The 26,393-nt window shown below is 36.3% G+C and carries 26 protein-coding genes; 5 read left to right on the top strand and 21 right to left on the bottom strand.

The window, feature by feature from the left end; all coding sequences use genetic code 11:
- Positions 1-49 precede the first annotated feature (49 nt).
- Positions 50-1,879, bottom strand: a complete 1,830-nt coding sequence (locus N782_RS08215; RefSeq protein ID WP_036818350.1) for a methyl-accepting chemotaxis protein — start codon at positions 1,877-1,879, stop codon at positions 50-52.
- Positions 1,880-1,971: 92 nt separating this feature from the next.
- Positions 1,972-2,604, bottom strand: a complete 633-nt coding sequence (locus N782_RS08210; protein WP_036818347.1) for an NfeD family protein — start codon at positions 2,602-2,604, stop codon at positions 1,972-1,974.
- A 122-nt stretch (positions 2,605-2,726) separates the two neighbouring features.
- On the opposite strand from N782_RS08210, the gene N782_RS20665 reads away from it, so the two are divergent.
- Both N782_RS20665 and ispG read left to right on the top strand, forming a co-directional pair.
- Positions 2,727-3,131: a hypothetical protein gene (locus N782_RS20665; protein ID WP_052111241.1), complete on the top strand. Its 405-nt coding sequence runs from the start codon at positions 2,727-2,729 to the stop codon at positions 3,129-3,131.
- A gap of 101 nt (positions 3,132-3,232) precedes the next feature.
- Positions 3,233-4,318 carry a flavodoxin-dependent (E)-4-hydroxy-3-methylbut-2-enyl-diphosphate synthase gene (gene ispG, locus N782_RS08200; protein WP_036818345.1) on the top strand — a complete coding sequence of 362 codons (1,086 nt, stop codon included), beginning with the start codon at positions 3,233-3,235 and terminating at the stop codon, positions 4,316-4,318.
- A gap of 38 nt (positions 4,319-4,356) precedes the next feature.
- Here the strand turns inward: ispG and N782_RS08195 are convergent, their stop codons facing one another.
- Together N782_RS08195 and N782_RS08190 are read right to left on the bottom strand one after the other, a co-directional pair.
- Positions 4,357-4,815 carry a DUF4190 domain-containing protein gene (locus tag N782_RS08195; RefSeq protein ID WP_237582623.1) on the bottom strand — a complete coding sequence of 153 codons (459 nt, stop codon included), beginning with the start codon at positions 4,813-4,815 and terminating at the stop codon, positions 4,357-4,359.
- A gap of 941 nt (positions 4,816-5,756) precedes the next feature.
- Positions 5,757-6,464, bottom strand: coding sequence for a lytic transglycosylase domain-containing protein (locus N782_RS08190; RefSeq protein WP_036818343.1), 708 nt, complete (start codon positions 6,462-6,464; stop codon positions 5,757-5,759).
- 157 nt (positions 6,465-6,621) lie between these two features.
- Here N782_RS08190 and N782_RS08185 point away from each other — a divergent pair, with 157 nt between their 5' ends.
- Positions 6,622-6,894 carry a DUF2624 domain-containing protein gene (locus N782_RS08185; protein WP_237582625.1) on the top strand — a complete coding sequence of 91 codons (273 nt, stop codon included), beginning with the start codon at positions 6,622-6,624 and terminating at the stop codon, positions 6,892-6,894.
- 127 nt (positions 6,895-7,021) lie between these two features.
- Complete coding sequence (locus tag N782_RS08180) at positions 7,022-7,930, top strand: deoxyribonuclease IV (protein WP_036818341.1); 909 nt, start codon at positions 7,022-7,024, stop codon at positions 7,928-7,930.
- A gap of 137 nt (positions 7,931-8,067) precedes the next feature.
- On the opposite strand, the gene N782_RS08175 is transcribed toward N782_RS08180, so the two are convergent.
- A complete protein-coding gene (locus N782_RS08175; RefSeq protein ID WP_036818339.1) occupies positions 8,068-9,384 on the bottom strand; it encodes a DEAD/DEAH box helicase in 1,317 nt (438 codons plus the stop codon).
- 178 nt (positions 9,385-9,562) lie between these two features.
- Here N782_RS08175 and N782_RS08170 point away from each other — a divergent pair, with 178 nt between their 5' ends.
- On the top strand, positions 9,563-10,507 hold the full coding sequence (locus N782_RS08170) for a 4-hydroxy-3-methylbut-2-enyl diphosphate reductase (protein ID WP_036818337.1): 945 nt from the start codon (positions 9,563-9,565) through the stop codon (positions 10,505-10,507).
- A gap of 45 nt (positions 10,508-10,552) precedes the next feature.
- On the opposite strand, the gene N782_RS08165 is transcribed toward N782_RS08170, so the two are convergent.
- The 16 genes from N782_RS08165 to yqfD form a co-directional block, all read right to left on the bottom strand.
- A complete protein-coding gene (locus N782_RS08165; RefSeq protein WP_036818335.1) occupies positions 10,553-11,677 on the bottom strand; it encodes a Nif3-like dinuclear metal center hexameric protein in 1,125 nt (374 codons plus the stop codon).
- Complete coding sequence (locus N782_RS08160) at positions 11,670-12,380, bottom strand: tRNA (adenine(22)-N(1))-methyltransferase (protein ID WP_036818333.1); 711 nt, start codon at positions 12,378-12,380, stop codon at positions 11,670-11,672. The genes N782_RS08165 and N782_RS08160 overlap by 8 nt, the downstream gene beginning before the upstream one ends.
- A gap of 167 nt (positions 12,381-12,547) precedes the next feature.
- Positions 12,548-12,943: a cytochrome c550 gene (gene cccA, locus N782_RS08155; RefSeq protein WP_036818331.1), complete on the bottom strand. Its 396-nt coding sequence runs from the start codon at positions 12,941-12,943 to the stop codon at positions 12,548-12,550.
- 105 nt (positions 12,944-13,048) lie between these two features.
- Positions 13,049-13,585, bottom strand: a complete 537-nt coding sequence (locus tag N782_RS08150; RefSeq protein ID WP_036818329.1) for a hypothetical protein — start codon at positions 13,583-13,585, stop codon at positions 13,049-13,051.
- Positions 13,586-13,857: 272 nt separating this feature from the next.
- Entirely contained in the window at positions 13,858-14,976 is a 1,119-nt protein-coding gene (gene rpoD / locus N782_RS08145) for an RNA polymerase sigma factor RpoD (protein ID WP_036818326.1), read from the bottom strand.
- A gap of 43 nt (positions 14,977-15,019) precedes the next feature.
- The gene (gene dnaG, locus N782_RS08140) at positions 15,020-16,834 is read right to left on the bottom strand and encodes a DNA primase (RefSeq protein WP_036818323.1); all 1,815 of its coding nucleotides are present in this window, start codon (positions 16,832-16,834) and stop codon (positions 15,020-15,022) included.
- 676 nt (positions 16,835-17,510) lie between these two features.
- Entirely contained in the window at positions 17,511-18,323 is an 813-nt protein-coding gene (locus N782_RS08135) for a pyruvate, water dikinase regulatory protein (protein WP_036818320.1), read from the bottom strand.
- 24 nt (positions 18,324-18,347) lie between these two features.
- Positions 18,348-18,977 carry a transcriptional regulator CcpN gene (gene ccpN / locus N782_RS08130; protein ID WP_036818319.1) on the bottom strand — a complete coding sequence of 210 codons (630 nt, stop codon included), beginning with the start codon at positions 18,975-18,977 and terminating at the stop codon, positions 18,348-18,350.
- 156 nt (positions 18,978-19,133) lie between these two features.
- Positions 19,134-19,880, bottom strand: a complete 747-nt coding sequence (gene recO, locus N782_RS08125; RefSeq protein WP_036818318.1) for a DNA repair protein RecO — start codon at positions 19,878-19,880, stop codon at positions 19,134-19,136.
- Between the two features lie 21 nt (positions 19,881-19,901).
- Positions 19,902-20,045, bottom strand: a complete 144-nt coding sequence (locus N782_RS21005) for a YqzL family protein (RefSeq protein WP_084103019.1) — start codon at positions 20,043-20,045, stop codon at positions 19,902-19,904.
- A gap of 98 nt (positions 20,046-20,143) precedes the next feature.
- Positions 20,144-21,049: a GTPase Era gene (gene era, locus N782_RS08120; RefSeq protein ID WP_036818316.1), complete on the bottom strand. Its 906-nt coding sequence runs from the start codon at positions 21,047-21,049 to the stop codon at positions 20,144-20,146.
- A gap of 194 nt (positions 21,050-21,243) precedes the next feature.
- Positions 21,244-21,615 (bottom strand): diacylglycerol kinase family protein, encoded by a 372-nt coding sequence (locus N782_RS08115; protein ID WP_036818313.1) that lies wholly within the window; start codon positions 21,613-21,615, stop codon positions 21,244-21,246.
- Positions 21,590-22,057 (bottom strand): rRNA maturation RNase YbeY, encoded by a 468-nt coding sequence (gene ybeY, locus N782_RS08110; RefSeq protein WP_036818310.1) that lies wholly within the window; start codon positions 22,055-22,057, stop codon positions 21,590-21,592. The genes N782_RS08115 and ybeY overlap by 26 nt, the downstream gene beginning before the upstream one ends.
- Positions 22,057-24,177: an HD family phosphohydrolase gene (locus tag N782_RS08105; protein ID WP_036818308.1), complete on the bottom strand. Its 2,121-nt coding sequence runs from the start codon at positions 24,175-24,177 to the stop codon at positions 22,057-22,059. The genes ybeY and N782_RS08105 overlap by 1 nt, the downstream gene beginning before the upstream one ends.
- Before the next feature lie 64 nt (positions 24,178-24,241).
- Positions 24,242-25,201, bottom strand: coding sequence for a PhoH family protein (locus N782_RS08100; protein ID WP_036818306.1), 960 nt, complete (start codon positions 25,199-25,201; stop codon positions 24,242-24,244).
- Between the two features lie 3 nt (positions 25,202-25,204).
- Positions 25,205-26,392: a sporulation protein YqfD gene (gene yqfD / locus N782_RS08095; protein WP_036818304.1), complete on the bottom strand. Its 1,188-nt coding sequence runs from the start codon at positions 26,390-26,392 to the stop codon at positions 25,205-25,207.
- Between the last annotated feature and the right edge of the window lies 1 nt (position 26,393).

The raw sequence follows: 26,393 nt of genomic DNA, 5'->3' as shown, positions 1-26,393 counted from the left end.
ATTGGAACCTTTTTAATTATCTGAGACTAGTTTTGTCCCAGTCTCTTTTCTATATAGCTCTTTCATTATCAGTTAATGTTGTAAGCTCTTGTGAAAGGGCCACAAGTTGGTTTCTTACCTCACCCGTTTCCTCCATCTGCATATCTTGCATTTGTGCAGTTTCAAACAATTGTTTTGCCGAGGAGAGCGTTTTTTGAGTAACTTCATGGAATTCATTAAATGCGTTTTCCATTTTCGGAATCATGTCACCTGCTTTTGACACTTCTTCTTTTGATTGGTTTAAAATTTCATTAAATGCATAAATATGCTGTGATAAATTATCAAAAGACGACTTAGATGACTGGGCATGATCTAAATGATTGGTTAACTGACTATACATTTGGTGGAATTCTTGTGAAAGATAATGACTAATATCTAATGTTTGTTTCATTTTTTCGTCTATATCAAGTGCTGCCTCTCTAGAGTTTTCGGCTAGTTTGCGAACTTCACTTGCTACAACTGCAAAACCTTTACCATGCTCACCTGCTCTGGCAGCTTCAATAGTAGCATTTAAGGCTAGAAGTTTAGTCCTTTCAGCAATATCCTGAATCATCTTCCCAGCATGGTCAATATTCACCGTATGTTTTTCAAATTCCTCTATCTTTGTAGTCATATCTTTGAAGCCTTGGTGGTAGGTTTCTAATGCATTCATAATGGAAGAAACACTTTCATTACCTTCATCAATAGAGTGGTTCATATCATCTTGCCTACTGTACATTTCATTATAAGAATCAGTTAATCTCTGTAAAAAATATTTTAATTCTTCAAATACATTCATTTGCTCATTAAATGTACCTTCTGTTTCCTCTGTGCCTCTAATAACTCCCTGCAGTTCCTGCTTCATATCCGTTTGGGAGTCCCCTAGTTTGTCTGAAGAAACAGCTAACTCATCGCTAGTAGAAGATAATTGATTGGCCGCAACCTTTATATTGGATAACATATGTACGATTTGATCAATCAGCTCTTGGTAACTATCCGCCAAGGATTGTATTTCTGGAATGGAAGTTTTAATACCTGAAGAATCCTGGAAATCACCATCCCGTGCATTTCTCATTATATGTTGTAGATTTGTTAATGGTTTGAACATTCTCCGAATGAAAATAAAAATGATCGCAATGATTAATACAAAACTAATAATTCCTACTGTTAATGAATATTTAGCCAATTGGTTTGCAGAACTCATGAACTGTTTAGCTGGGACACCTATTACATAAATTCCCTTTAGTTCTTGTATTGAAGCATAAGAAAATAAGTAGTCTTCACCTTTCCAAGTACCAATCATTGAACCATCTTCTTCTTTTTTTATTTGATTGGTAATAGCACTATTAAATGTTGCCTCAGGTTGTGTTTTATCAGGGAATGTTTTCATCTGTTCTTCCTGAAGTAAAAAGACATTAGCTGAAAAACCGTCATAATTCATTTCAGCTTCTTGAGAGTTCACAACTTCTTTTATTTGCTCATCAAAAGAATCTTTGTCCCCTACGAATGCAAACATCATACGTTCTGCAATATCTTTCATTACAAATATTTCTCGTTCAAGTCGGTCTTGAACCAGGTCCATTTGACTCTCTTTAGCTTTTGAATAAGACAACCACCCTACTGTTGTAATGGAAGCTAGGAATAAAATCCCTATCAGAATAGATAACCTTGCCTGAAAAGACAGTCCAAGACTTTTTCTTTTTTTCTCAGAATTGTTTTTGGAGCTAGTTGGCCTATTATTTGCTTTTCTTTTTTTAGTACTATTTTTGACGGAATTCATTAATTTCCCATTATTCTTGAAGACAGCTGGTAGACTTTGCACCTTTGATAAAAGCTTTTTCAATAGCTTAGGTGATTTCAAAACGAACACCCCATTATATATGATTAGTCTTGCTCCATAGTTGAGTATGACAATCATTTGTTAATGAGGTGTAAATAAACCCTTAAATTTCATTAAACTTCGATCTTTTTCACCAGGATTTTTGTCCCATCTACATTTTCAACACGGATGGCTTCCCCTTTTTGAATCCAGTGACCATTTGATACAGCGCTATATTCATCACTATTTACTTTTATCGTTCCCACTGGTCTAAGATCTGTTAATGTCTCCCCTTCTTTTCCAATTAAATGTTGATATGATTCATTCATCGAATTATACCCTTGTTCTGAAGTTAACTGATCTAATAAAGCAATCTTTGACCACATTTTACGTTTAGGAAATACCTTTAGAAACAGCAGTGACCCAAATGCGCCTAATAAGACACCACTTACTCCATACATCCCCGTTACCCAATCAGGTGCACTCATACCTACAGTAAAAAGCATACTTATGCCCCCAATGGTAGATAAAGTGCCATCATTTAATAATTTTCCATCTATGATAATAAGAAGTAAGCTAACTAAATATACAATAATCATGATAAAGAACATCGTCGTCGATAGATACGACATAAAGTAAAATGTAATAAACGCTAAACCCAGGACGCCAAATATCCCCTTCATATTGACAAACAATTCTCCAAACAAGAACATCGTTCCAAACCCGGTTATGAGTAAAGCAATCCACGCTGCATCTATAGCAAACATTGTAAACACCTCACTTTTATACATATTTACGATTTATTTTGTAAATTGTTTCAAAAAAGAAAGAATTTTATGTTTTTTATAGAATTAATTATAAATGAAATTAACATTAAAGGAGAAGGGTTATGAGTCGATTGATAAAAAAGTTATTAGTTGTCACCTTAGTTTTTCTCTTCATTGTAAGTATAACAAAAGATTTAACAACAGGTACTTTCCCTACTTCAGCTAATGAGGATGAATCAAAGCCTGATCAATCAACACAAACTTCTACAACAGCTAAAGCTACTACTAAAATAGACACACAGCCTCATCAACCAAACAAACGGTTTGAAACGATTAAGTATAACGTAAAGGCCGGCGAAACAGTACTCTCTATAATTGAAAGATTAAATAAACAAGGGACTCCTGTTACTATTCAACAAATGCTCAAAGATTTCGAAAATTTAAACCCTAATACCAACCCTCATCAAATCGAAACAAATGAACCATATTATTTTCCAGTCTATAGACAAAATGAAAATGATATGTAAAAATAATGCTCGTTACTTCATATTTCATTTCAATGCCTTTATAATGATTATGGTAAGTTTTATTGGCTTTGAAATATCGCAATCGTTAAAGGAGCGATTATATGACTATTACAAATCGTAAAGACACACGTCCAGTACGTGTTGGAGACCTCGTAATTGGTGGTAGTAATAAAGTTGTCGTCCAGTCCATGACAACAACTAAAACACATGACGTTGAAGCAACTGTAAAAGAAATTCATCGTCTAGAAGAGGCTGGTTGTCAAATCGTTCGAGTGGCATGCCCAGATGAACGTGCTGCTGACGCAATTGCAGACATAAAAAGACAAATTAATATCCCACTTGTTGTCGATATACATTTTGATTATAAAATGGCGTTAAAAGCAATTGAAGGCGGAGCTGACAAGATTCGTATCAATCCAGGAAATATCGGTAAACGACGTAAGGTTGAAGCTGTTGTAAATGCTGCAAAAGAAAAGGGAATCCCTATTCGCATAGGAGTAAATGCTGGATCCTTAGAGCGTCATCTCCTTGAAAAATATGGTTACCCTACAGCCGATGCCATGGTAGAAAGTGCTCTTCATCATATCCAAATTTTAGAGGAACTTGATTTCCATGATATCATCGTTTCATTAAAAGCTTCCGATGTTAACCTAGCTATTGAAGCATACGAAAAGGCTGCTGAGCATATCTCATATCCGTTACACTTAGGTATTACAGAAGCAGGAACTCAATTTGCAGGTACTGTAAAAAGTGCTGCAGGCTTAGGTGCTATCCTAAGCAAGGGAATCGGAAGTACCCTTCGAATTTCATTAAGTGCAGATCCTGTAGAAGAAGTCAAAGTTGGTCGTGAACTGCTCAAAACATTTGGCTTAGCCGACAATGCTGCAACACTTATTTCTTGCCCAACATGCGGTCGTATTGAGATTGATTTAATTTCAATTGCAAATGAAGTTGAAGAATATATTCAAAACATTAAAGCACCGATAAAAGTCGCAGTGTTAGGTTGTGCTGTTAACGGACCAGGTGAAGCCCGTGAAGCTGATATTGGTATTGCCGGAGCACGTGGTGAAGGCCTCCTATTCAGACACGGAGAAATCATTCGTAAGGTTCCTGAGGAAACAATGGTAGAAGAACTGAAGAAAGAAGTAGACAAGATTGCTGAAGAATATTTAGCACAAAAGGGATAAATGGAAAAAGCAGCTCACTAAGAGCTGCTTTTTTTATATTAGAAAGGAGCTAAAAACAGAGTTAACACAATAGAAATGGCACCAGCAATTATTGCTGTATTCCCTAATGTGTCAGCACCTCTTCGCCTAGCTATAAAACCAACAATGATCCCAGCAGCACCCATGATTACTGGTAATATAAAGAAGGATAGTACAGAAAGAATCACAGCCAACCAGCCAAAACCTGCTTGGACGTCACTTTCCATATCTGTTTCCTTTTCATCAGATTTAATTGGATCTCGCACACTGTTCTCATCAATCGCAGCTTCTTGTGCGAATTCCACATCATCTGTACCTGGATAAACGCTTGGACTATTCGCTAACGTGTCTTCTTCCCCTATTACACGTTCATCCTGATCATGGTTTTCGATTTCTTTGAATTCACTTTCTTTTTCGTTCCCATAATGCGGAGCTTCTTCAACCTTTTCCTCAAGGTTATTCTCATTCTTTTCATCCATGAAATTGTCCCTCGCTTTCTTTAGAGGTGCATGCTTAGTTTATGGTAAAACCTCAAAGTTTAACGTGGTACATTTAGCCAAGAGGACTGCTAACAGTTATTAAATAACGCGTTATTTATAAAGGGAATATGTTCAAGAAGTGAATAAGAAAAGTTATTCAAGATAAGAGGCATAATCTTGAAGACTTGGATTCGAGATAATTTGGATTTCTGAGTAATTCACTGGCATAAGAAGAGGAATGTTTCCTTAGCTTTAAATTGGAATAAAGGTGGCCTTGGAACAACTCGCGTCCTGCCGGCGAGCTGGCAAGCTACCTTCGGGAAGAACGCCCTCAGGGGATCTTGCCTACCTCTTTCTCCGGCGGGAGTCTCGTCGTTCCCAGGCCACCTTTGCTATTGTTAAGAGGAACGGAAACATGGCCAGATTTGAGTCATATCTTCTGGATTATGCTCTCCAAACTAATAAGTTCTAGTATCAAAATGTAGTCATAACAAAATGGTAATTCAGAAAAACTCACTATTAGTACTAAATCAGAATCCCTTCCATATACAGTAAGATATATGCAAAATATTATTACTCCAAGAGGTAACATAAGAAGGTTTCCACTGAAAATAAAAGCTTTTCGGTTCGGAGGAGACTACATTTAACCGGGGGTCCGATAGTCATTACCCTGATGGGGTGAAGGGTTAACTGCGAGACTCCCGCGGGAGAAAGAGGTTGGTGAGACCCCGGAGGGAGCGAAGTGAGTGAGAAGGCTCACCAGCTCGCCCGCAGGAAAGCGAGTTGGTGAGCCGTAACCCCCTTTCGTTTTTCCGAGTATCGGACCCACTCTTTATACAATGATTATCTCGAATCCAAGTCTCCAATATAATGGGGCGATTTTGGAATATTTAACAAAACAAAAAACTAGCTCACCTTATTATTAAGGTGAGCTAGTTTTTTTATTCTGCGAAGGCTAGTGCTTCGTGAGATTTTGCTTTTTCCTGTATTTCTTCCGCATACCAACTTTTGGCATGTCCATTTTCGTCTTTGTAGGTTTCCATTCCACTCATACCTCTATGGTAAGCAGTTAATGCTTCATTCCAGTTACCGTATTCATTGTGAAGAAAATCTAAATAAATTAAAGATAATTGCATGGAGTAATAAGGGTCGAATAGAAGTTCTTCTTCATATGGTAAACCTCCCATATCAGCAATCCAAGGTGCTGTGTTCTTCATAAACTGAGACATGCCATAAGCTCTGCCATATTTCGTTTCTGGACCAACTAGGGTGGGGTCAAATTTACCGCCTGTTTCCACTTTAAGTAGCTCATAAGCTAAGTATGGATCAATCTCATATCGTTTAGCCTCGCGAACCAAATACAGAGCCCAGGTCTTTTTAAATCGTCCTTCACTTTCTTTAACCATCTTTTGTGCTACTTTATCCCTCTCAGGCCAAATATGATACCCATTTTTTTCTTTAAAACTTGTCTCCATATTTGCCATATAATCATTTTCAGACTTTAATTCCTCATTCTTCTCTCTAAGTTGCTCATTTTTTTCCTGTAATGTTTCTGTTTTCTCACCATAAAAATGTAACATTAACATAAAACTTATCGTTATGAATAAAAACAAAAGTAATAATTGCGAATAAGACTTAATACGTTGCATGGCGTATCGTCCTCCTTTCTTAATATAACTCTCAATGTTTCCCCAATCCTTCATAAACAGATCTTACTGTTTATCTAACATGCACATCCAGCCTAGACCCATCATAGGATTGCTTATAAAGAGTATCTTAGAAATGAGGCGAATGAATTTGAAGAATATGATTAAACAAGTAGTTCACCAAAAGCTTAAGAGTTTAACACCTAATGCGTTAATTGCTTATGGTCAGGAATACCAAATTTATCTAACAAAAGAACAGGCTACTAGTATAGTTTACTACTTAAAAAAGACAGATTTAAATCCGTTAGATGAAAAAGATCGGATAAAAGCTTTAAAAAAACTTGCTCAAATCACCGACCCTCAAACAGCACAGAAAGTAAATCGCATCTTTCAACAAATGATTAAAGACAATGGGTTATCTCATTGGTTCTAAAAATCTTAAACGTCCTTCTGCAGGGCGTTTTTCATTTGGTCTCAGTTGACCATTTGCATGAATTTATTTATAGTATGGAGAGCAGTTCAACCATGTTGAATTGATTCATGCAAAGGAGTTGAACGATATGATTACATTAGGATCTCACGTATCCATGAGTGGTAAAAACATGTTAAAAGGTGCAAGTGAAGAGGCCGTTTCTTATGGCGCTAACACGTTTATGATATATACAGGCGCACCTCAAAACACTCGTCGAAAAGCAATTGAAGACCTCAATATAGAAGCTGGAATTGAGCATATGGACAAGCATGATATTGAGGAGATCATTGTACATTCTGCCTATATTATTAATATAGGGAATACGGTAAAACCTCATGTATTTGAGTTAGGTGTGGATTTTTTATCAAATGAAATAGAACGAGTTGAAGCATTACAAAAAGCAAATCAAATCGTATTACACCCAGGTTCCCATGTAAGTCAGGGTGAAGAAATTGGTTTGAACAAAATCATCGAAGGCCTTAATGAAGTATTTGCAAATAAACCAGACACCAATTGCCAGATAGCGCTTGAGACAATGGCAGGCAAAGGTAGTGAACTAGGCAAAACCTTTGAAGAGATTGCTACCATCATAGAAGGTGTAGAACAGAGCGACAAGCTTTCTGTTTGCCTTGATACATGCCACGTTCATGATGCAGGATATGACATAGTTAATGATTTTGATGGTGTATTAGAGCACTTCGACAAAACAATTGGCCTAGATCGATTAAAAGTATTGCACATTAATGACAGTAAAAATGAATGCGGTGCTAGAAAAGACCGACATGAAAACATTGGATATGGGTATATTGGTTTTAAGGCATTATCTTATATTGTTCATCATCCAAAGCTTTCGAATATCCCAAAGATTCTCGAAACTCCTTATGTAGGGGAAGATAAGAAAAACAAAAAGCCTCCATATCAATATGAAATTGATGACTTAAGAAACCAAACCTTCTCAGACTGGCGTCCAAATTTGCTTCAAGCTACAAAATCTTAATGTTGGACAACTGATACTTTTGTACCTTACCTTTTTTCTTAAGATACTAAACTTATCTCGAAAAATTTTCACAAAATAATAATAGAAATGATGAAACCCTCACTACTTTTCAGTAGTGAGGGTTTATTTTAAAGAGTTTATCGCTTACCTTTATTATTTCGATTCATCTTCTTCTTGATATCATCTTGTTGCTTTTTCATTTTTTTCTTATAACCTGGCTTCACTTTTTTAGGCTTTCGTACTCGCTTCCATGCTTCACGGTCTGCTTCACTTTCTTGATGCTTTCGAGTTGAGCGCTCATTCCAATCTTTTAGATGCTCCCAATCGCCTTTTTTGATATCATATCGATCAAAGGTTAATCCTCTTTTTTCAAGCTTGCTAATTAGTTGCTCATCTTCTGCTGTATATAGGTTTATTGCTGTACCTTCTAAACCAGCTCGAGCTGTTCGACCTACCCTGTGGATATAAAACTCCTCTTCTTTTGGTAGGTCTGCATTAATAACGTGACTTACACCTTGAATATCAATACCTCTGGCAGCCAAGTCTGTAGCCACAATATATTGGAAACGTAGATTTTTTATATCCTTTACCATTCTCTTGCGTTCACGAGGAGAGAGGCCACCATGCAATAATCCCGTTTCCAACCCTTTGTCGTTCAATTCTTTATACAATTCGTCTGCTCTTTCTTTACGATTCGCAAAAATAATTGCTAGATACGGTTGAATAAGCTTAGAAATATTAATAATCATGTCGGATTTATCGCGATGACGTAATGGAATAAGACGGTGTTCCATTTTTTCAGGTGATGGCTTGTTTTCATCTGCTACGATGAATTCAGGATTCTCTAAATATTTTTTCAAGAATGGTCTTAGCTTTTCAGGAATAGTAGCAGAGAAAACGAGTAATTGAACTTCTTCATCCATACGTACTAAAATTTGATCCACTTCTTCAATAAAACCTAAATCAAGCATAAGGTCTGCTTCATCCACAACAAAGGATTTAGCCGTGTATGGATCTAAGGCGTTTTCTTGAACTAGATCAAGAATTCGTCCTGGAGTACCTACTACAATTTGCGGTTGCTCTTTAAGGTTTTCCATAGTTTTTTGCTTATCTGTTCCACCAATAAACAACTTGGCTTTCCAGGTTTCTTGTTTGTCTGCGTGTTGAATCATTTTACGTACTTCATCGTAAATTTGTGTAGCCAGCTCTCTTGTTGGTGCTGTAATGATGACTTGTACTTCTTGTTTTGTTTCATCAATCTTGTCGATTAGTGGAATTAAATAGGAATGAGTTTTACCTGAGCCCGTGTGAGATTGCCCAATTAAACTCTCGCCTCTCAAAACGGATGGTACAACTTTCGATTGAATGGGCGTAGGTTCATGAAAGCCCAATCTTCCTATAATATCATTCATCATCGGCGTCAATGCGTATGATTTAAATGTTTGATCAGTCATTATATTTCTCCTTTACGTACAACTATTGCTTATTTATTATAGTAGAGTTCTATCAATTAATCCATCTTTCCTTAGTTTTTAAACCGACTTGTTTTGTATAATTAGCATTTTCCCTTTATAATGGGTTAGAGAAACTTGAAACTTTTTTACTCTCGAGGAGTTAGAGGGGGACCGTAGAATGGAAGTAATTAAAATTGCTCCTAGAGGTTATTGTTATGGAGTTGTCGACGCAATGGTAATTGCACGAAACGCCTCCAAAGATCCGAATTTACCTCGTCCTTTATACATTTTAGGGATGATTGTTCATAATCGCCATGTAACAGAAGCATTTGAAAGCGAAGGTGTTGTTACCTTAGATGGTAAAGACCGCTCACAGCTACTGGAAGATATTCATGAAGGTACTGTAATTTTCACTGCTCACGGAGTATCACCAGAGGTGAAACAGCGCGCTGAAGAAAAAGGACTTACTGTTTTAGATGCAACTTGTCCTGATGTTACAAGAACCCATGATTTAATTCGTGAAATGACTGGAAAAGGCTATGAAATCGTATATATTGGTAAAAAAGGGCATCCTGAGCCTGAAGGTGCATTGGGAGTTGCCCCTGATCATGTACACTTAATCCAATATGAAGAAGATATAAAAGATTTGAATCTTACATCTGACAAAATCATGGTCACCAACCAAACGACTATGAGTCAATGGGATGTTTATGATGTAATGGAAAAAGTGAAAGAGAAATATCCTCAAACTGAAATTCATCAAGAAATTTGTATGGCGACCCAAGTACGTCAAGAAGCAGTTGCTGAACAAGCTGGAGATGCTGACTTAACCCTTGTGGTAGGTGACCCACGAAGCAACAATTCTTGCCGCTTACAACAGGTTTCTGAAGAAAAAGCCGGTACAAAAGCCTATCGTATAGCTGATGTAAGCGAAATCGAATATGAGTGGTTAGAAAATGTAGAGAAAGTGGCTATTACAGCTGGTGCCTCCACACCTACCCCACTTGTCAAAGAAGTTATTCGTTTCATCGAAAATTATGATAGTAATGACGAAAATACGTGGGATCGAACTTCAAAAGTAGAACAACGTAAGATCCTGCCAAAAGTAAAAACGAAAAAATAAAAAGATTAAGCAAAAATCCTAGTACACGTGTACTAGGATTTTTCTTTATAAGAACTGAAATGGTTCTGTATTCGCTTTTGAAATCATGACATCCGTTTGAATGTTGTTTTCTTCAAAAGTAGTTTGCAAGTAATCATGAACAACTTTTTTCATTACTTTTTCTACGTGATGACCAGGGTCAATAACATTTAACCCCATACCTAGAGCGTCATGGGCAACATGAAAGTATAAATCACCAGTAATAAACACGTCGGCACCAGATCGTTTGGCTTGAGATATAAATTTATTTCCATCTCCTCCTAAGACAGCTACCTTTTTAATTGTCTTAGATAAATCACCTACAACACGTAATGCAGGTACATCAAATGACGTTTTAACATGCTCAGCAAAATCCTTAAGACTGATAGGATTCTTAAGTGATGCAACACGCCCTGCTCCTTGTTTTTCCCCTTTATTTTCAAGAGGAATTAGATCGTAAGCCACTTCTTCATAAGGATGAGCATCTTCCATAGCAGAAAGAACTTTCGACAGAAGACTTTGTGGAACAATCGTTTCCATTTTCACTTCATCCACTTTTTCTAACTCTCCTTGAGTACCTATATAAGGATTGGTGTTCTCAGAAGGTTTAAATGCCCCAATACCCGAACTATGAAAGGTACAATGACTATATTCTCCTATATGGCCTGCTCCTGCATCACCAAGTGCTTCTCTTAAATGATTCTCGTGTGTAGATGGTACAAACACTGCGAGCTTATATAAGGATTCTCTTTTAGTCTCTACCAATACATCTTCGACTTCGAGACCCAATGCTTCACACATAGCATCGTTAACACCACCCTTTGTAACGTCAAGGTTGGTATGAGCGGCATAAACGCTGATATCATGTTTCATTAACTTTTGAACGATACGACCTTTTTCTGTGTCAGGATTTATTTGTTGAAGGGGTTTAAATAATAACGGATGGTGAGCAATAATTAACTCAACACCATTATCAATTGCTTCATCGACTACATTCTCTAACACATCGAGTGTTACCATAACTTTTGAGACGGGTTTGTTTAACGTTCCCACATGAAGACCAATTGGATCTTTCTCCATAGCTAGATGTTTAGGCGAAAATTCTTCAAACCATTTAATAATCTGTTGTCCTGTTGCAATATTATCACTCATTATGTAATACCTCCTCCATCCAATTTAGTTTACGCGTAAAATCCTCTATTTTATCATGATTTGGTTGTGATGCTTTCTTCATTTCACTTAAGATTCTTTCAATATTTTCAGCTTCAGAAGACCACTTTTCACGAAATACTTTAGAGGATTCTTCCATTAAAAATGGGCCAAAGTATAGCTCTTTTTCAAAATTATCCTCTGTGTATGGTTTTCTAGGCATACCCTTATCAGCCACAAGAATTTCATAGTAGTGTCCCTCTTCTTCTATGATTTGTTCATCCGTTAATTCATAGTCATGCTCAATGAACCACTTTCTAAGTAGGGTAGCATTCACATTCGGTTGCAGAATTAATCTAGACACATGATTTAATTTTGATAGACCCTCATTTAAGATCATAGCAATAAGACTTGCTCCCATACCTGCGATGGTTATTTGGGAAACTTCACCTTCATCAATAACATCTAGACCATTCCCTTTTCGAACTTCGATACGGTCTTGTAACCCTTGTTTCCTGACCTCGCTTTTTGCTGATTGAAAAGGACCATCATTTACCTCTCCAGCTATTGCAGTAGCTGTATGATTTTGCAGACAAACATAACAGGGTAAATACGCATGATCAGAGCCTATATCAGCAAATCTTGCATGATCAGGTAAATAGGAGGCAACTACACGTAATCGGTTTGACAACTGTAAACTATTCATTTTTATCACCACTTTATCATTCTCACACTATCTATTTTAGATTAAAACGTACTAATAGGAAAATAAAACGAAGGTTGATCGCTGAAGCTAATTGTTGTTGATACATATCATGTAGCCAGAGCATAAAGAAAAGCCTTCCTTTGAACAGAAGGCTTTCCATGTACATTTTATTTCTTTTCTGCTAGCCAATTTGCAACTGCAGTTTTCTTTTCGCCTTGAATTAGATTTGGAGGCATGGACCCTTTACCATTTGTAATGATACCTTTGATATCTTCTACGTTTAATTTACTACCAACTTTTTGTAAATTTGGACCTGCACCACCTGATAAGTCACTACCATGGCAAGAAGCACAGTTATTCTTGAAGATTTGTTCTGGGTTAGCTGAAGATGATTCGCCACCTTCACCTTCTCCACCACCTTCTTCTTGCTGTTGTTCTCCACCTTCTCCGTGACCTTCTTGTACCTTATCTACTTGATTTAAACCAACAAAAGATAAAATAATCATAAGGGTAATACCTAATACCGCTATAAGTGCGTACGGTATAACTGGGTTACGTTTCATGCTAATTTCCTCCTTATGTAATCCCCTTTTTCTCTATCACTAGGACAAACTATATATATTTTACTTTAAAAAACAAGGATAGAAAAGGGAAAAACGTGTCAAAACTTAAAAAAAGATGTAAATTGACCAGATGATACATCCAATAATGCCTGAGGCTGTAAGATAATACAGCTTTCGCTTCACTCCAATAAATCCCCATAATACACAATGAAATAATATCATAGATTGCAAAAGCCAGTTCAAACCAATCAACTCTTTTGTAGCATAAACAGTTACTAAGAATAATATAAGCAAAAAAACAATCATTGCGATATGTATATTAATGGAATTTTTCTCTTTATAACGTAAAATACTCCAATAGGAAAAGGCTAACAAAATAATTAATATACTAAGTTGCATTGGTATGGATAATTCAGTAAAATATATCACAAGAAATGAAATTGGTAACAAGAGCAGCAGGAGAAAAACTTGAAAAAAATTAGAGGTTAATTTCTGAGGTGCACCTTTCCATTCATTATTAACAGTACCTTCTCCTTCTGTATAAAGCGCTAACAAAAAATCACAATATTCTTTTGGGAGCAATTGATGGGCTCTCCAATACTGAATTTCATCAACTATTACTTTTTTACGCTCATTTCCCATCGACTTCACTCCAAATCAAAGCATTTAAATTTATGTTTTATTGGATTTCGAATAGTGTCGCTAAAGAAATTTCAATGCGCTCCTAAAATACTCCCTAGAGGCTTAAGCAAAGCCTCAGCATTGTAAAATATATAACAGAAAGGCTTTGTTTAAGCCTCTAGAAAGTAACTCTGGAGATGTCTGTAGATCGAGTAACATCTCACATTTCTTTAACTAAAAAAATAACCAGTCATTAAGCGTAAAAACTTCTCACGCTTAATGACTGACAATAACTATTCTAAGAAGTCTTTAAGACGCTTGCTTCTACTTGGGTGACGAAGCTTGCGAAGTGCTTTCGCTTCAATTTGACGAATACGTTCACGAGTCACACCAAATACTTTACCTACTTCTTCTAATGTTCTTGTACGTCCATCGTCTAGTCCAAAACGAAGTCGTAAAACGTTCTCTTCTCGGTCTGTTAACGTGTCCAACACATCTTCAAGTTGCTCTTTTAATAACTCATAAGCAGCATGATCAGATGGAGAAGTAGCTTCCTGGTCTTCGATAAAGTCGCCTAGATGAGAGTCGTCTTCTTCACCAATTGGTGTTTCAAGGGAGACTGGCTCTTGGGCAATCTTTAAAATCTCTCTTACTTTATCCGGAGTTAATTCCATGTCTTCAGCAATTTCTTCAGGAGATGGTTCACGACCAAGGTCTTGAAGAAGCTGACGTTGTACTCGTATTAACTTATTGATTGTTTCCACCATATGCACTGGGATCCGGATTGTTCTAGCTTGGTCTGCAATGGCACGTGTAATGGCCTGACGAATCCACCAAGTGGCATAGGTACTAAATTTGTACCCTTTACGGTAATCAAATTTTTCTACGGCTTTAATCAGTCCCATGTTACCTTCTTGAATAAGGTCTAAGAAAAGCATTCCTCTTCCAACGTAACGTTTAGCTATACTTACTACAAGACGTAAGTTTGCTTCTGCGAGACGACGTTTAGCTTCTTCGTCTCCATTTTCAATACGTTGAGCCAAATTGATTTCTTCTTCGGCAGAAAGAAGATCTACACGACCTATTTCCTTAAGATACATGCGCACAGGGTCGTTAATTTTTACTCCTGGCGGAACACTTAAGTCATTAAGATCAAATTCTTCTTCCTTATTTAGCTGTTGCATACTTGGGTCTGCTTCAGAGTCTCCAATGACTTCTACACCTTGATCATTTAGATATTCATAAAATTCATCCATTGATTCTGAGTCAAGCTCAAAACCGGATAAACGTTCAGCTACCTCTTCGTAAGCTAAAATACCACGTTTCTTCCCTAATTCAAGCACCTGTTCTTTTGCCTGTTCTAGGGTTAGCTCATTCTCAGTTGATTTTGAGTTAGATGGCTTCTCTGCCATGAGTCCCCCTCCTTCCAAAACTTCCTTCTATCTCAAGTCTTTATTAAGACTTTAAGCTTTTTTTTAATTCTAATATTTGCATTGCAATTTGCGCTGCTCGCACAGGATCTTGTTGCCTCTCTGCTTCTTTTTGCTTGGCTTGTAGTGATGCAATATTTTCTTGTTCATTTTTCTTTGCTTGAATAACTCGAATATAATCTTGGATCTCAGGATCGCTTATTTCAGGTTGCAATTTCATCATTGCAATTTCTGAGACAAGATTTTTTACATTAGGGTCTGGAATATGCTCAATAAATTGACTGGAATTAGGTGCATACCCTTCTTCATAAAAAGCATACAAATACGTTACTATTACTTGATGCTCTGGAAGGTTAAAAGCTCCACCTAACTGCTCTTGAACTTTCTCCGCTACAGATAAATCCTGCATCATATAGTGAATTAACTGTCTTTCAGCATTATGAAAGGCAGGTAGTAGCTTTGACCCTTTATTCGTAGGCTCCTGGTAATTAGTATAGCTTTTCGTTTGGTTCTTATCCTTATCTAACCCTTGCTTTTTTCTTCGATCTATGATTTCTTTTTCTAAAACTTCTACAGAGAGGTTATTATCAGCTGCTACTTCTCGCACATAATGATCACGTTCAAGTGGTTTATCCATTTTAGAAATCTCGTCCAACACTTTTTCGATATAAGTGATGCGATCTCCTTCATGTTGTAAGTTATAACCACGTTTTAGATATTGAATCATAAATCCCATGTACGTAGCGCTAGCATCTAACACCTGCTGTTGAAAGCTTTCACTACCAAATTGATGTATATATTCATCAGGATCTTTACCATCCCTTACCGTAGCTACTCTGACTTCGCAACCAGCTTGTTTCAATGCATTAGCAGCCTTGTAGGATGCTTCGATGCCTGCATCATCTGAGTCATAACAAATGATAACACGCTCTACATACCTACGAATTAATTTTGCTTGTGCATCTGTAATGGATGTTCCTAAAGTGGCAATACCATTTTTAATACCCGCTTGATAGGCTGATATAACATCCATCTGCCCTTCAAACAGGACTACTTCTCCACGCTTTCTAATCTCAGCTCGCGCAAGGTCGAAGTTGTAAAGAATTTTTCCCTTATGGAAAAGATCCGTTTCAGGACTATTTAAGTATTTAGGGTCATTTCCATTTACACTACGCCCCGCAAAAGCCACCGTTTTTCCTTGATGGTTTCTTATTGGAAAAATTACTCTCCCTCGGAAACGATCACCATACTGGCCACTTTCGTTGTAAGATAATAATCCACCCTTTACCATTGATTGAGGGTGAAATCCTTTATTCTCCAAAAACTTTTTAGTGAAATCTTTTGAATTAGGAGCAAATCCTAATTGAAATTCGTCAATGGTTTCATCGGTTAACCCTCTTTGTTTCAAAAGTTCATACCCATCTTTTCCTTCTTTTGTATGTCGAAGCAAATGATGGTACAATTTAGTTAACCAAGTATGAGCTTCATATAAATTCTGTAGTTCAGGATTAGATTGTGAGGCATCATTGTTACCAGAAGTACCTTCTGGAAGTTGATGACCACTCTTTTCTCCTAACAGTTGTACAGCCTCTTGAAATGATATCCCTTCCATTTCACGTATAAAGGTAAAAACATTCCCACCCTTTCCGCATCCAAAGCAATGAAAAATCTGCTTGTCTGGGGAAACGGAAAACGAAGGAGTCTTTTCATTATGGAAAGGACATAATCCAAAGTAATTACGGCTTTTTTTTGTTAGCTGAACATATTCACCCACAACATCAGCAATGTCATTGGCATTCCTGATCTCTTCCACTATACTGTCTGGGATACGAGTTGACATTCTTATCACCGTGTTTACTGTTTATTCTATATCAAGGACACAATACCTTCATATTTCGACAACATTTTTCGATTCTTTCAATAAATTGTTGACCGTCTGTTAGTATTACATAAAGTTTAAAGAACGTACATACTTAAACAGAAATATAGAAAAGGCTCTTACATCATGTTCCCTAATTACATAACTACATAAACCCCTCTATTTGAAAGATTGTATTCTCTCAAAAATTAATTGTATAAGAGATCATTTAATTCTTAAGTAGTTAAGGTAAATTCGACATTATTTGTGGGATTTAGAGATATGTTATAGTTCTAATTCTACATTACTACCTGAATTCCTTCCTTCCGCTATAAGTTTAAACTTTCAGAAAAGTAAACCACAGGATATGACAAACGAACTATAAACATTTTTTCACAAAAAATAATTATAATACAAAAAACTTGTAAATGCTATGATTTTTTTCAAAAAAAAGCTGTTATTTTATAGAAACACGTAGATAAAATTAAGAATTAGTGCTCTATGTCAGTAATTAACTGGTTATGCTCATGTAATCACATAAATGCAGAAACATCCTAGATACCTTAGTTCATCTAGGATGTTTCTTTTTTCTTGTCCAGGAAATTAATACGACGCTAAGCTAACGCTAGTTCTTCGTTCTATCAATACAATGACTATACTATGATTGTTCCTTACGTCTTATTACATTCATGATTGTATTAGCCGTTTCTTCTACAGCTTTATTTGAAACATCGATGACATCACAATCAATCTTGTCTACTACTTGTTGAAAATGGTTTAACTCTTGCTTAATGCGTTCCATGTTTGCATAGGTGGCTTGATCATCTAAGCCTAATGCTTTAAGCCGCTCTTTTCGAATATCATTTAATTTCTCAGCACTTATTTTTAAACCTATACACTTCTCTGGATTAACTTTATATAATTCCTCTGGCGGATCCACTTCCGGTACAATTGGTACATTCGCTACCTTTAACCGCTTGTGAGCAAGATACTGAGATAATGGAGTCTTTGAGGTTCTAGACACACCAATTAACACAATGTCTGCCTTAAGAATCCCTCTTGGGTCCCGTCCATCATCATATTTTACAGCAAATTCTATCGCCTCGACTCGTTTAAAATAATCTTCGTCCAATTTATGTACTAAGCCTGGCTCTAAACGTGGTTTTTTTCCATAGAGATTTTCCATTTCATCAATTATAGGTCCAATTATGTCAATTGCCGGCACGTTATGATTTCTTGCTTCTTCAAGCAAAAATGTTCTAAATTCTGGTTTCACTAGTGTAAAACCAATTAACGCTTTGTGTTCTTTTGCCTGAAGGACAGCCTCTGTTAGTGTAGCAGTATCCTCAATATAAGGTATACGCCGTATTTCAAAATTACTATTGTTAAACTGACTAATAGATGCTTTCACTACTAGCTCTGCCGTTTCACCTACTGAATCAGATACAACATATACAATTGGTTTATCCATACTCTCTGTACCTCCTACTCACCTTTATACCCTTTGGTCTCTTCCTAATTCCACTAATGCTTTTGTCAAATTTGTCTTTGTTAACCTTCCGATTACTTCATAGCCTTGTTCGCTATCTTTCACAACTGGAAGTGCATCAATTTGTTTCTCAATTAGGATCTGTCCTGCTTCAAGAAGAAGATCATCCTTATAGCAAATTGTAACATTCGGCATTCTTGTCATGATGATATGAACTGGTATTTCTCGTAAATCTTGATTCCCTAGACTTGCTCTCAACAAGTCTTTCCGTGAGAGAACTCCGACTAAATAGGCACCTTCATTTACAACAAATAAAGTACCAACATCCTCTAAAAACATCGTACAAATAGCATCATACACTGATACATCCTCGCTTACAACAACAGGAATCGATTGAAACTCCTGGACCTTAAATTTTTTTAATTTTTCTGTAAGGAGTTCCGAACCTGTTTTTCCTGTATAAAAATAGCCTACTCTAGGTCTTGCATCTAGATATCCTGCCATTGTTAATATAGCCAAGTCTGGACGAAGTGTAGCCCGGGTTAAGCTTAACTGTTCTGCAATGTTTTCTCCAGTAATAGGCCCATTTTCCTTTACAATTTCAACAATTTGATGTTGCCGATCTGATAAATCCATACCTTTTATCACCCTCATATATGTGACATACTAGTTTAAATATTATATACTATATCACCGTTCTTTGAAAGTGTATGCAACAGAAAGAAGCTTTCAATTGAAAAGAAAAAACTCGCCATTAAAGAATAAATGAGCGAGTTTTAAAGGTTTTTTACATTAGTCTTTTAACCAATCCAATTGGTTAAGAAATTTTTTTGACTTCAAAAAATATCCACCATATCGTTCATAATACAAGTCTAATATTTCGCGGATACGTTGTTTATTTTCATCTTTAACAGATATATTCCCGATTCTTGTTACGTCCACTAAAAGACACATTCTCAATAGCTTAATGATGGTATCAGGTAACGTGAAGGATTCATTATCTATATGGTTACAAAAGCGGCACAAAAGACCACCTTCCATAACAGAAAAAGTATAAGGACCTTCCGTGCGCCCGCAGTTTACACATTGATTTAACTCAGGAGCAAACCCACCTTTTTTGTACATCTTTAGTTCGTACATATACAGAAGGATATCTAAATCCTTATCTTCTGTCATCCAAACCATAGTTTGAAGTAGCTGTTGATACAAGAATGGGTCGGGTTGATTTTCTTCTACTAATTTATCTGTGAGTTCTGAGATATAGGCAGCGTAGGCAGCTTTTATAATATCTTCACGTATAGACCGTAATGATTGCAATACCTCACCTTGATATAACGTCCCCATATTAGAGCCAATTTGGATTAAGAAACTTGCATGGACAAATGGCTGGGTAATGGCAGACATTTTGCTTTTAGGTTTTTTTGCCCCTTTTGCCATTACTGCTATTTTGCCTCTTTCCCGTGTGAACAAGGTAACTATTTTATGCGTTTCCCCATAGTTACCTGTTCGAATAACAATCCCCTCTACCTTTTGTAACACATTCGGTTCACCTTTCTCCTGCTATAACTGTGAATCCATCTCAGCAAAATACTCTTTGTGTTCTTTAACGTTTTGCTCATCATCACTTGTTTCAAGTTCTTTTAATAATAAATAGGTTTCAATGTTCCCTGTTTGACTAAAAACCTTCCATGTAAAGTCGAGCACAAGAAACCACACCTTTCTTTTATTTACCGTAATTTAAGGTAACTTGATTATAGATTGACCATTAAACGCTATCGATATGTTATTAAAAATTTACCATCTTAATATTCGCTTTCATCATATCCGAAATCCTGTAATTGACTTGGTCGATTCCGCCAATCCTTTTGTACTTTAACCCAAAGGTCTAAATAAATTTTTGTTCCTAATAAAGCCTCAATGTCTTCCCTAGCTCTTTGACCAATTTCCTTTAACATTTTACCTTGCTTTCCAATAATGATCCCTTTTTGACTCGGTCGTTCTGTAACAATTGTTGCCTGTACATATACCTTGTCGTTTTCTTCACGTTCATCAATAGAATCGATAGCTACTGCAATAGAGTGCGGAATTTCCTCATGTGTTAAATGCAATGCCTTCTCACGAATCAACTCACCTATTACGAAACGTTCTGGATGATCAGTTATTTGATCTTCAGGGTAATATTGAGGACCCTCTGGCATTAAGGAAACCATGGTGTTTAATAGGTGGTCCACATTGTTACCTTCTAGTGCTGAAATAGGGATTATTTCTTCAAATTCATATTTCGTCCTGTACTCCTCAATAATAGGCAGTAATTCATCTGGGTGCACCTGATCAATTTTATTTATGATGAGATAAACAGGCTGCTTTACTTTTTGAAGCATATTAATGATAAACTCGTCACCACGCCCAAAGCCTTCTTTTGCATTAATCATAAACAATACTAAGTCAACTTCATTTAAAGTTTGTTCAGCTGTATTAACCATAAAGTTACCAAGCTTATGCTTAGGTTTATGAATACCTGGTGTATCAAGGAATACTAATTGAGCTTCTTCGCTAGTGTACACACCTTGAATTTTATTTCGTGTAGTCTGAGCTTTGTCGCTCATAATTGCTATTTTTTCTCCGATGACTCGATTCATAAAAGTGGATTTCCCTACATTTGGTCTTCCAATAATGGATATGAATCCTGACTTAAAACTTGCTGACATGTTGTATCCTCCAAGTAGATATTTCATTTTGTTGAGTGTTTGATTTTAATCTATTTTACTACAAAATCATTGCCTTTTCATGTAATCGACAAAACCTATTACAGATAGAACGTTTTTTTGTAATTCCGTATAGATTTCGACATATAAGTGGACACTTGCGTATATCCGAAAAAGCCCTGGTGCTTATACCAGGGCTAAAGAAATTTAGGAATAAATAAAATACAACCAATAATGACAGATGCTAGTGCAGCAACAAATACTGCTCCAGCTGTAATATCTTTTATCTTCCCTACGAGAGGGTGATGTTCAGGAGAAAGAAAATCCATCACTCTTTCTATAGCCGAATTAAGCATTTCCATTGTTAAAACGAATGTAATAGCTAATACAAGAACTCCCCACTCCATAAGGGATAATCCTACAAAAAAACTAAATGCAATCACAAATAAGGTAATCACGCAATGTATTCGAAAATTTCGTTCCGTCTTGATAACCTCTTTAAGTCCATTCCAAGCAAAGGAAAACCCAATCCACTTCCTTGATTTAGTTTCTTTTGAGCCCGAACTCATTTAGTATATCCTCTTGTCTTGTAAACATATTGCTTTCATCTTCTTTAGATTGATGATCATATCCAAGAAGATGTAAGAAACCATGCAAGGCTAAAAAGCCTAATTCTCTCTCAAGAGAGTGATTATATTCCTCTGCTTGTTCCTTAGCTCGGTCAATAGATATAACAATATCCCCTAATAAAACAGGCATTTCCTCACCAATAATCTTCATTTCATCTTCTCCCTCTTCTTGCATAGCAAACGAAATGACATCTGTTGGCTCATCTTTTTGTCGGTAATTGCGGTTAATAATTTGAATTTCTTTGTTATCTACAAATGAAACAGATATTTCCGCTTCATCAGTTATGTTCTCTTTCTGAGCTGCAAAATTTAAGATACGTTGGATAAGGTCGATAAAATTTTCTTCTACTGAATTTGTTTCATCATGGAAATCAATGTACATTATGTAGCCTCCTTAATAGTTTGTTTGCTTTCTGGATATTGGATTCGAGAATGAAAAATACCTTGTAGAGTCTCGCATATTGCTATTTGTACTTGATCTAATTCTCTCATTGTTAGCGGACTAGAGGATAACTGACCATCTAACAACCTATCTGTAATAATGGACCTAACAATCTCTTCAATATCCTCGGTGGTTGGTTGTTTTAACGATCTCACAGCAGCTTCTACAGAATCACATATGCTAATGATTGCCGCTTCTTTGGTTTGAGGCTTTGGTCCAGGATACCGAAATTGGTGTTCCGATATGGAGGGATTAGCTTCACTAGCCTTATGATAAAAATACTTTAACAAAGTAGTACCATGATGCTGTTCGGCAATATCAACAATCTCTTGAGGCATCTTGTGCTTTCGCAATGTTTCTGCACCTAAATAAGGGTGCTCTATTATTATTTCCGCACTTTGCTCTGGTTCAATCATGTCATGTGGATTTTTTATTCCCATTTGATTTTCAATAAAATAATGAGGTTTATAAGTTTTACCTAAATCATGATAATAAGAACCCACTCTCGCCAATAAACCATTGGCACCAATCGCTTCACATGCTGATTCACTTAAATTCGCCACCATAATACTATGATGATACGTCCCTGGAGTTTCTGTTAATATCTTACGTAATAAAGGGTGATTGGGATTTGCTAACGTTAGAAGCTTTGTATCTGAAAGAATGCCTAATCCTGCTTCAAAAAAAGGTAACAATCCTAAAGTGAGTACAGAGGATAAGAAAGCTGATTGAACTGCGAAAAGCATAAGTACAAGTATAGCAGAAAAAGACAAAGGCTCATAAGATAAACATGTAAACACTATGACTAACACCACATTTATCACCGTTACACCTAACCCTGATTTAAGAAGATACATTCGATCTCTTCGGTTGTTAAGCAACATAATAGCACTTATTTGCGAAAATAATAAAAATAATCCCGCTTCAACGTTTAGTGTACCAGGTATCTGCTGATTAAAGAATATCGTAGCAAAAACAGCATAAATAACTGAAAGAATTATAGCTATTCTTTCTTGAATTAGAATTTTTAATAAGAATGCACAGGTTGCTAATGGTACAGCAAAGTATAATTTGTCCCAAGTATCTTGTAAAAAGCTTCCAATTTCCATAAACAAAAAAGCTAACATACTTATGACACCAATAGCTAATAAATTCCCTGGATTTAATCGCCCACTCTTATGTAAATGTCGTATTTCATATGCGATAACCCCCATTGCTAGCACAATGAATAGCACAAGTCCTATGTATGGATAAAGATTGTTTTTGCTATCTAACAACCCCACTAGTTTTAGTCGATTATATATGTCGCTTGTTATTCTTTCACCCTGAAAAACCAACACTTGTCCTTGACGAATCATAACAGGCTCAACTTCATTAGCAGCCTGTGTTTTAGCTTGATTCGTTTTAGATAAATTCAAGAAAGAACTCTCAATAATTGCAAAAGAAGCAATTGAATGAATAGCTTCTCTTAAATCAGAGTTAAAGCTAGTAAAATTAAGTTGCTTTTGTACTTTTGACTTGGCTTCTTTAACTTCACCAGCTTTGACCCCATCTTTTAGAATTTCATTTACTTCTTTCGTAATTAGCTCTTCTGCTAATTTACGTTCTTGTGGTGTGGAAGCCAATAGTTTAGTAAAAACTTTCTGATTGAGATTACTTGTAATATCATCAGAAAGCATATTGGTAAGTTGTTCTGCTTTTTGTTCTACCTTAGAATTTTTTTCTTTTGACTCTATTGCAGATACAGCATTAAAAATATCGTTAATATAGTTAATTCGCTTTGTAATAACCTCAGTGGATACCGTATGTATGTCTTCTACAGATTGAAATGCTTGGCTTCTTTTCTCGTCTGTTTTAGCTTTGTCCTCAATTGTAATCGGGGAAAGAATCGTTTCTTCCGCCTTCTCGAATTGCTCGACATCATATGTTTTAGTTTGTACATTGGAAAAAGACATGAAAAATAAAGCAGTCGCAAGTATAAGTAAAGTGACTCCTACTTGCAACGACGTATTTTGAACACCTTTAATCTTTGTTAGCTTCTTAAGCCAATGCAAATACATGGTTCCACCCCATTATAGACGTATATACAGAAAATAAGACCCTGTATTTGGGCCTTACTATCAATCATTCCCCTTTGTCATAAGCATCAATAACTCTTTGAACAATTGGATGACGAACTACATCTGACTGTTCTAAATAATGAAACGCGACGCCATGTATGTGGGAAAGTCTCTTTTCAGCTGTTTTGAGTCCTGAGGTTACTCCTTTTGGTAAATCTACTTGTGTAATATCTCCTGTAATAATCATCTTAGAACCAAATCCAAGACGAGTAATAAACATTTTCATTTGTTCTGGTGTTGTATTTTGAGCTTCATCAAGAATTACAAAAGCGTCATCTAACGTTCTACCTCTCATGTATGCAAGAGGGGCTATCTCAATCGTTCCTCTCTCTATTAGACGCGCTGTGTGCTCTGTGCCTAAAACATCATGGAGAGCATCGTACAATGGACGTAGATAAGGATCTACCTTTTCTTTTAGATCTCCTGGAAGAAATCCTAAGCTTTCCCCCGCTTCAACGGCAGGTCGAGTTAGTATAATCCGTTTTACCTCACCATTTTTCAAAGCTTGTACTGCCATTACAACTGCAAGGTACGTTTTACCTGTTCCAGCTGGACCAATGCCAAACACTAAATCATGATTTTTAATTCCAGAAACATAGTTACGTTGACCAAGTGTTTTAACTCGAATTGGTTTTCCTTTTGTATTCCTTGAGATTTCGTCTTCAAACAAGGTTTCAAATTGCTCGATTTTATTCTTTTTAGCCAAATCGATCGCATAGATTACATCGCGTTCTGAGATGGTCAATCCTTTACGAATAACCTTTAATATCGCGTGAAAGACACTTTCTACTAAGAGCACATGCTCCCTATTTCCAGAAACACTTACATGCTCCCCTCTTGTCACAATCGATACTTGGAGCTGCTCCTCCATTTGCTTGAGATTGCGGTCTCCGTTGCCAAATAAAGCTAAAGCTTCGTTAGGATTATCTAATTGTATGTCAATCGTTTGTAACTCTTCTTGCATTCTTCAGTCTCCTTGAGTGATCGGATATGGTTTTACAATATTTTCTTGCACCTTTATATATAGGATTAATTTTACTTTACCATTCTCTTTCTTCTCGTGCAAAATTTTTTCCCTTAATATTTTGGCATCAATTGGTAATTGCTTGCTTAATTCTCTTTTTGCTTGTTCAATACCTGCTGACACTGCTTCCTCCTGTGATCTATTTTGTTCAAACACTTCTTGCTCCCAAATATACTTAGTCTTAAAAGCGAGAGGGATTTTCCAATTGAATAAGTATAAAGGATGTTCCTTCTCCTCCATAAAAGATTGTTTATAATCTGGTTTGGTAAACCCCCAAATTGGAACGGAAGCATTAAACAGAGATATAGCATATTGTTTTTCTTTTTCCCCTGTTATGACTTTATATTCAACATTTATAGGAATCGACACTTCGCTTTCATACCATGTTTCTGCAATGATTTCCCCTTTTGCATGAACAGCTTGCTGATCATCCTCTCCCCCAATTAAGCCCGAAACCAAGATGTCACCAGGTTGTACGAAATCATTAACATTGACTTTAGGTTCTCCTTTTTCAACATACATGTCTACAATAATGCCTTTTTTCTTAGCAACAAGGTGTTGGGGACCTCCCTCGTCTTTCTCTTCCACAATAGTCTTTTCTACTCCTTGTAGATGATAGGTTGTACCTTTTTCAGTTATTCCAATCCAAAGTAGTTCCGGAACATCATTAAGAAGTCGTTGTTGCATTTGACTAGGTGTTTCAAGCTTAAACTTCCAAGCACCTTTTCGTACCCCATATTCATCTAAATTCTCTTTTATCTTGTGTTCTATCTCTGGCGTTACTCCCTCGATATCTATATCCCATACCATATTGGATAACGTAAATATTAAAATAAGGCTTAACAGGAAACCAATGACCAACGGTTTTCTTTTCCATATGGCATTTATGAGAAATGGTAATCCAATTCTAGAACTGAAGGAGATTTTATAAGACATGTTTTTTCTTAAATCTTTTAATTTCGGTATATCTTCGAGCTTTATATTTGCCTGACAGGAAGACTCGTCTAATTTTTTTATATTCCAAATTACAATACCATTTTCAACACAGCGGTTTAAAAAGAACTCTGGAAAGCTTCCAGTTACCTTAAACGTTGTGTACCCATTAAAAAAGACCCCTTGTGTCCGTTTCATA

It is taken from the genome of Pontibacillus yanchengensis Y32 (assembly GCF_000770635.1).
Classification (GTDB): Bacteria; Bacillota; Bacilli; order Bacillales; family BH030062; genus Pontibacillus; species Pontibacillus yanchengensis.
This window is presented reverse-complemented; position numbering and strand designations above follow the sequence as displayed.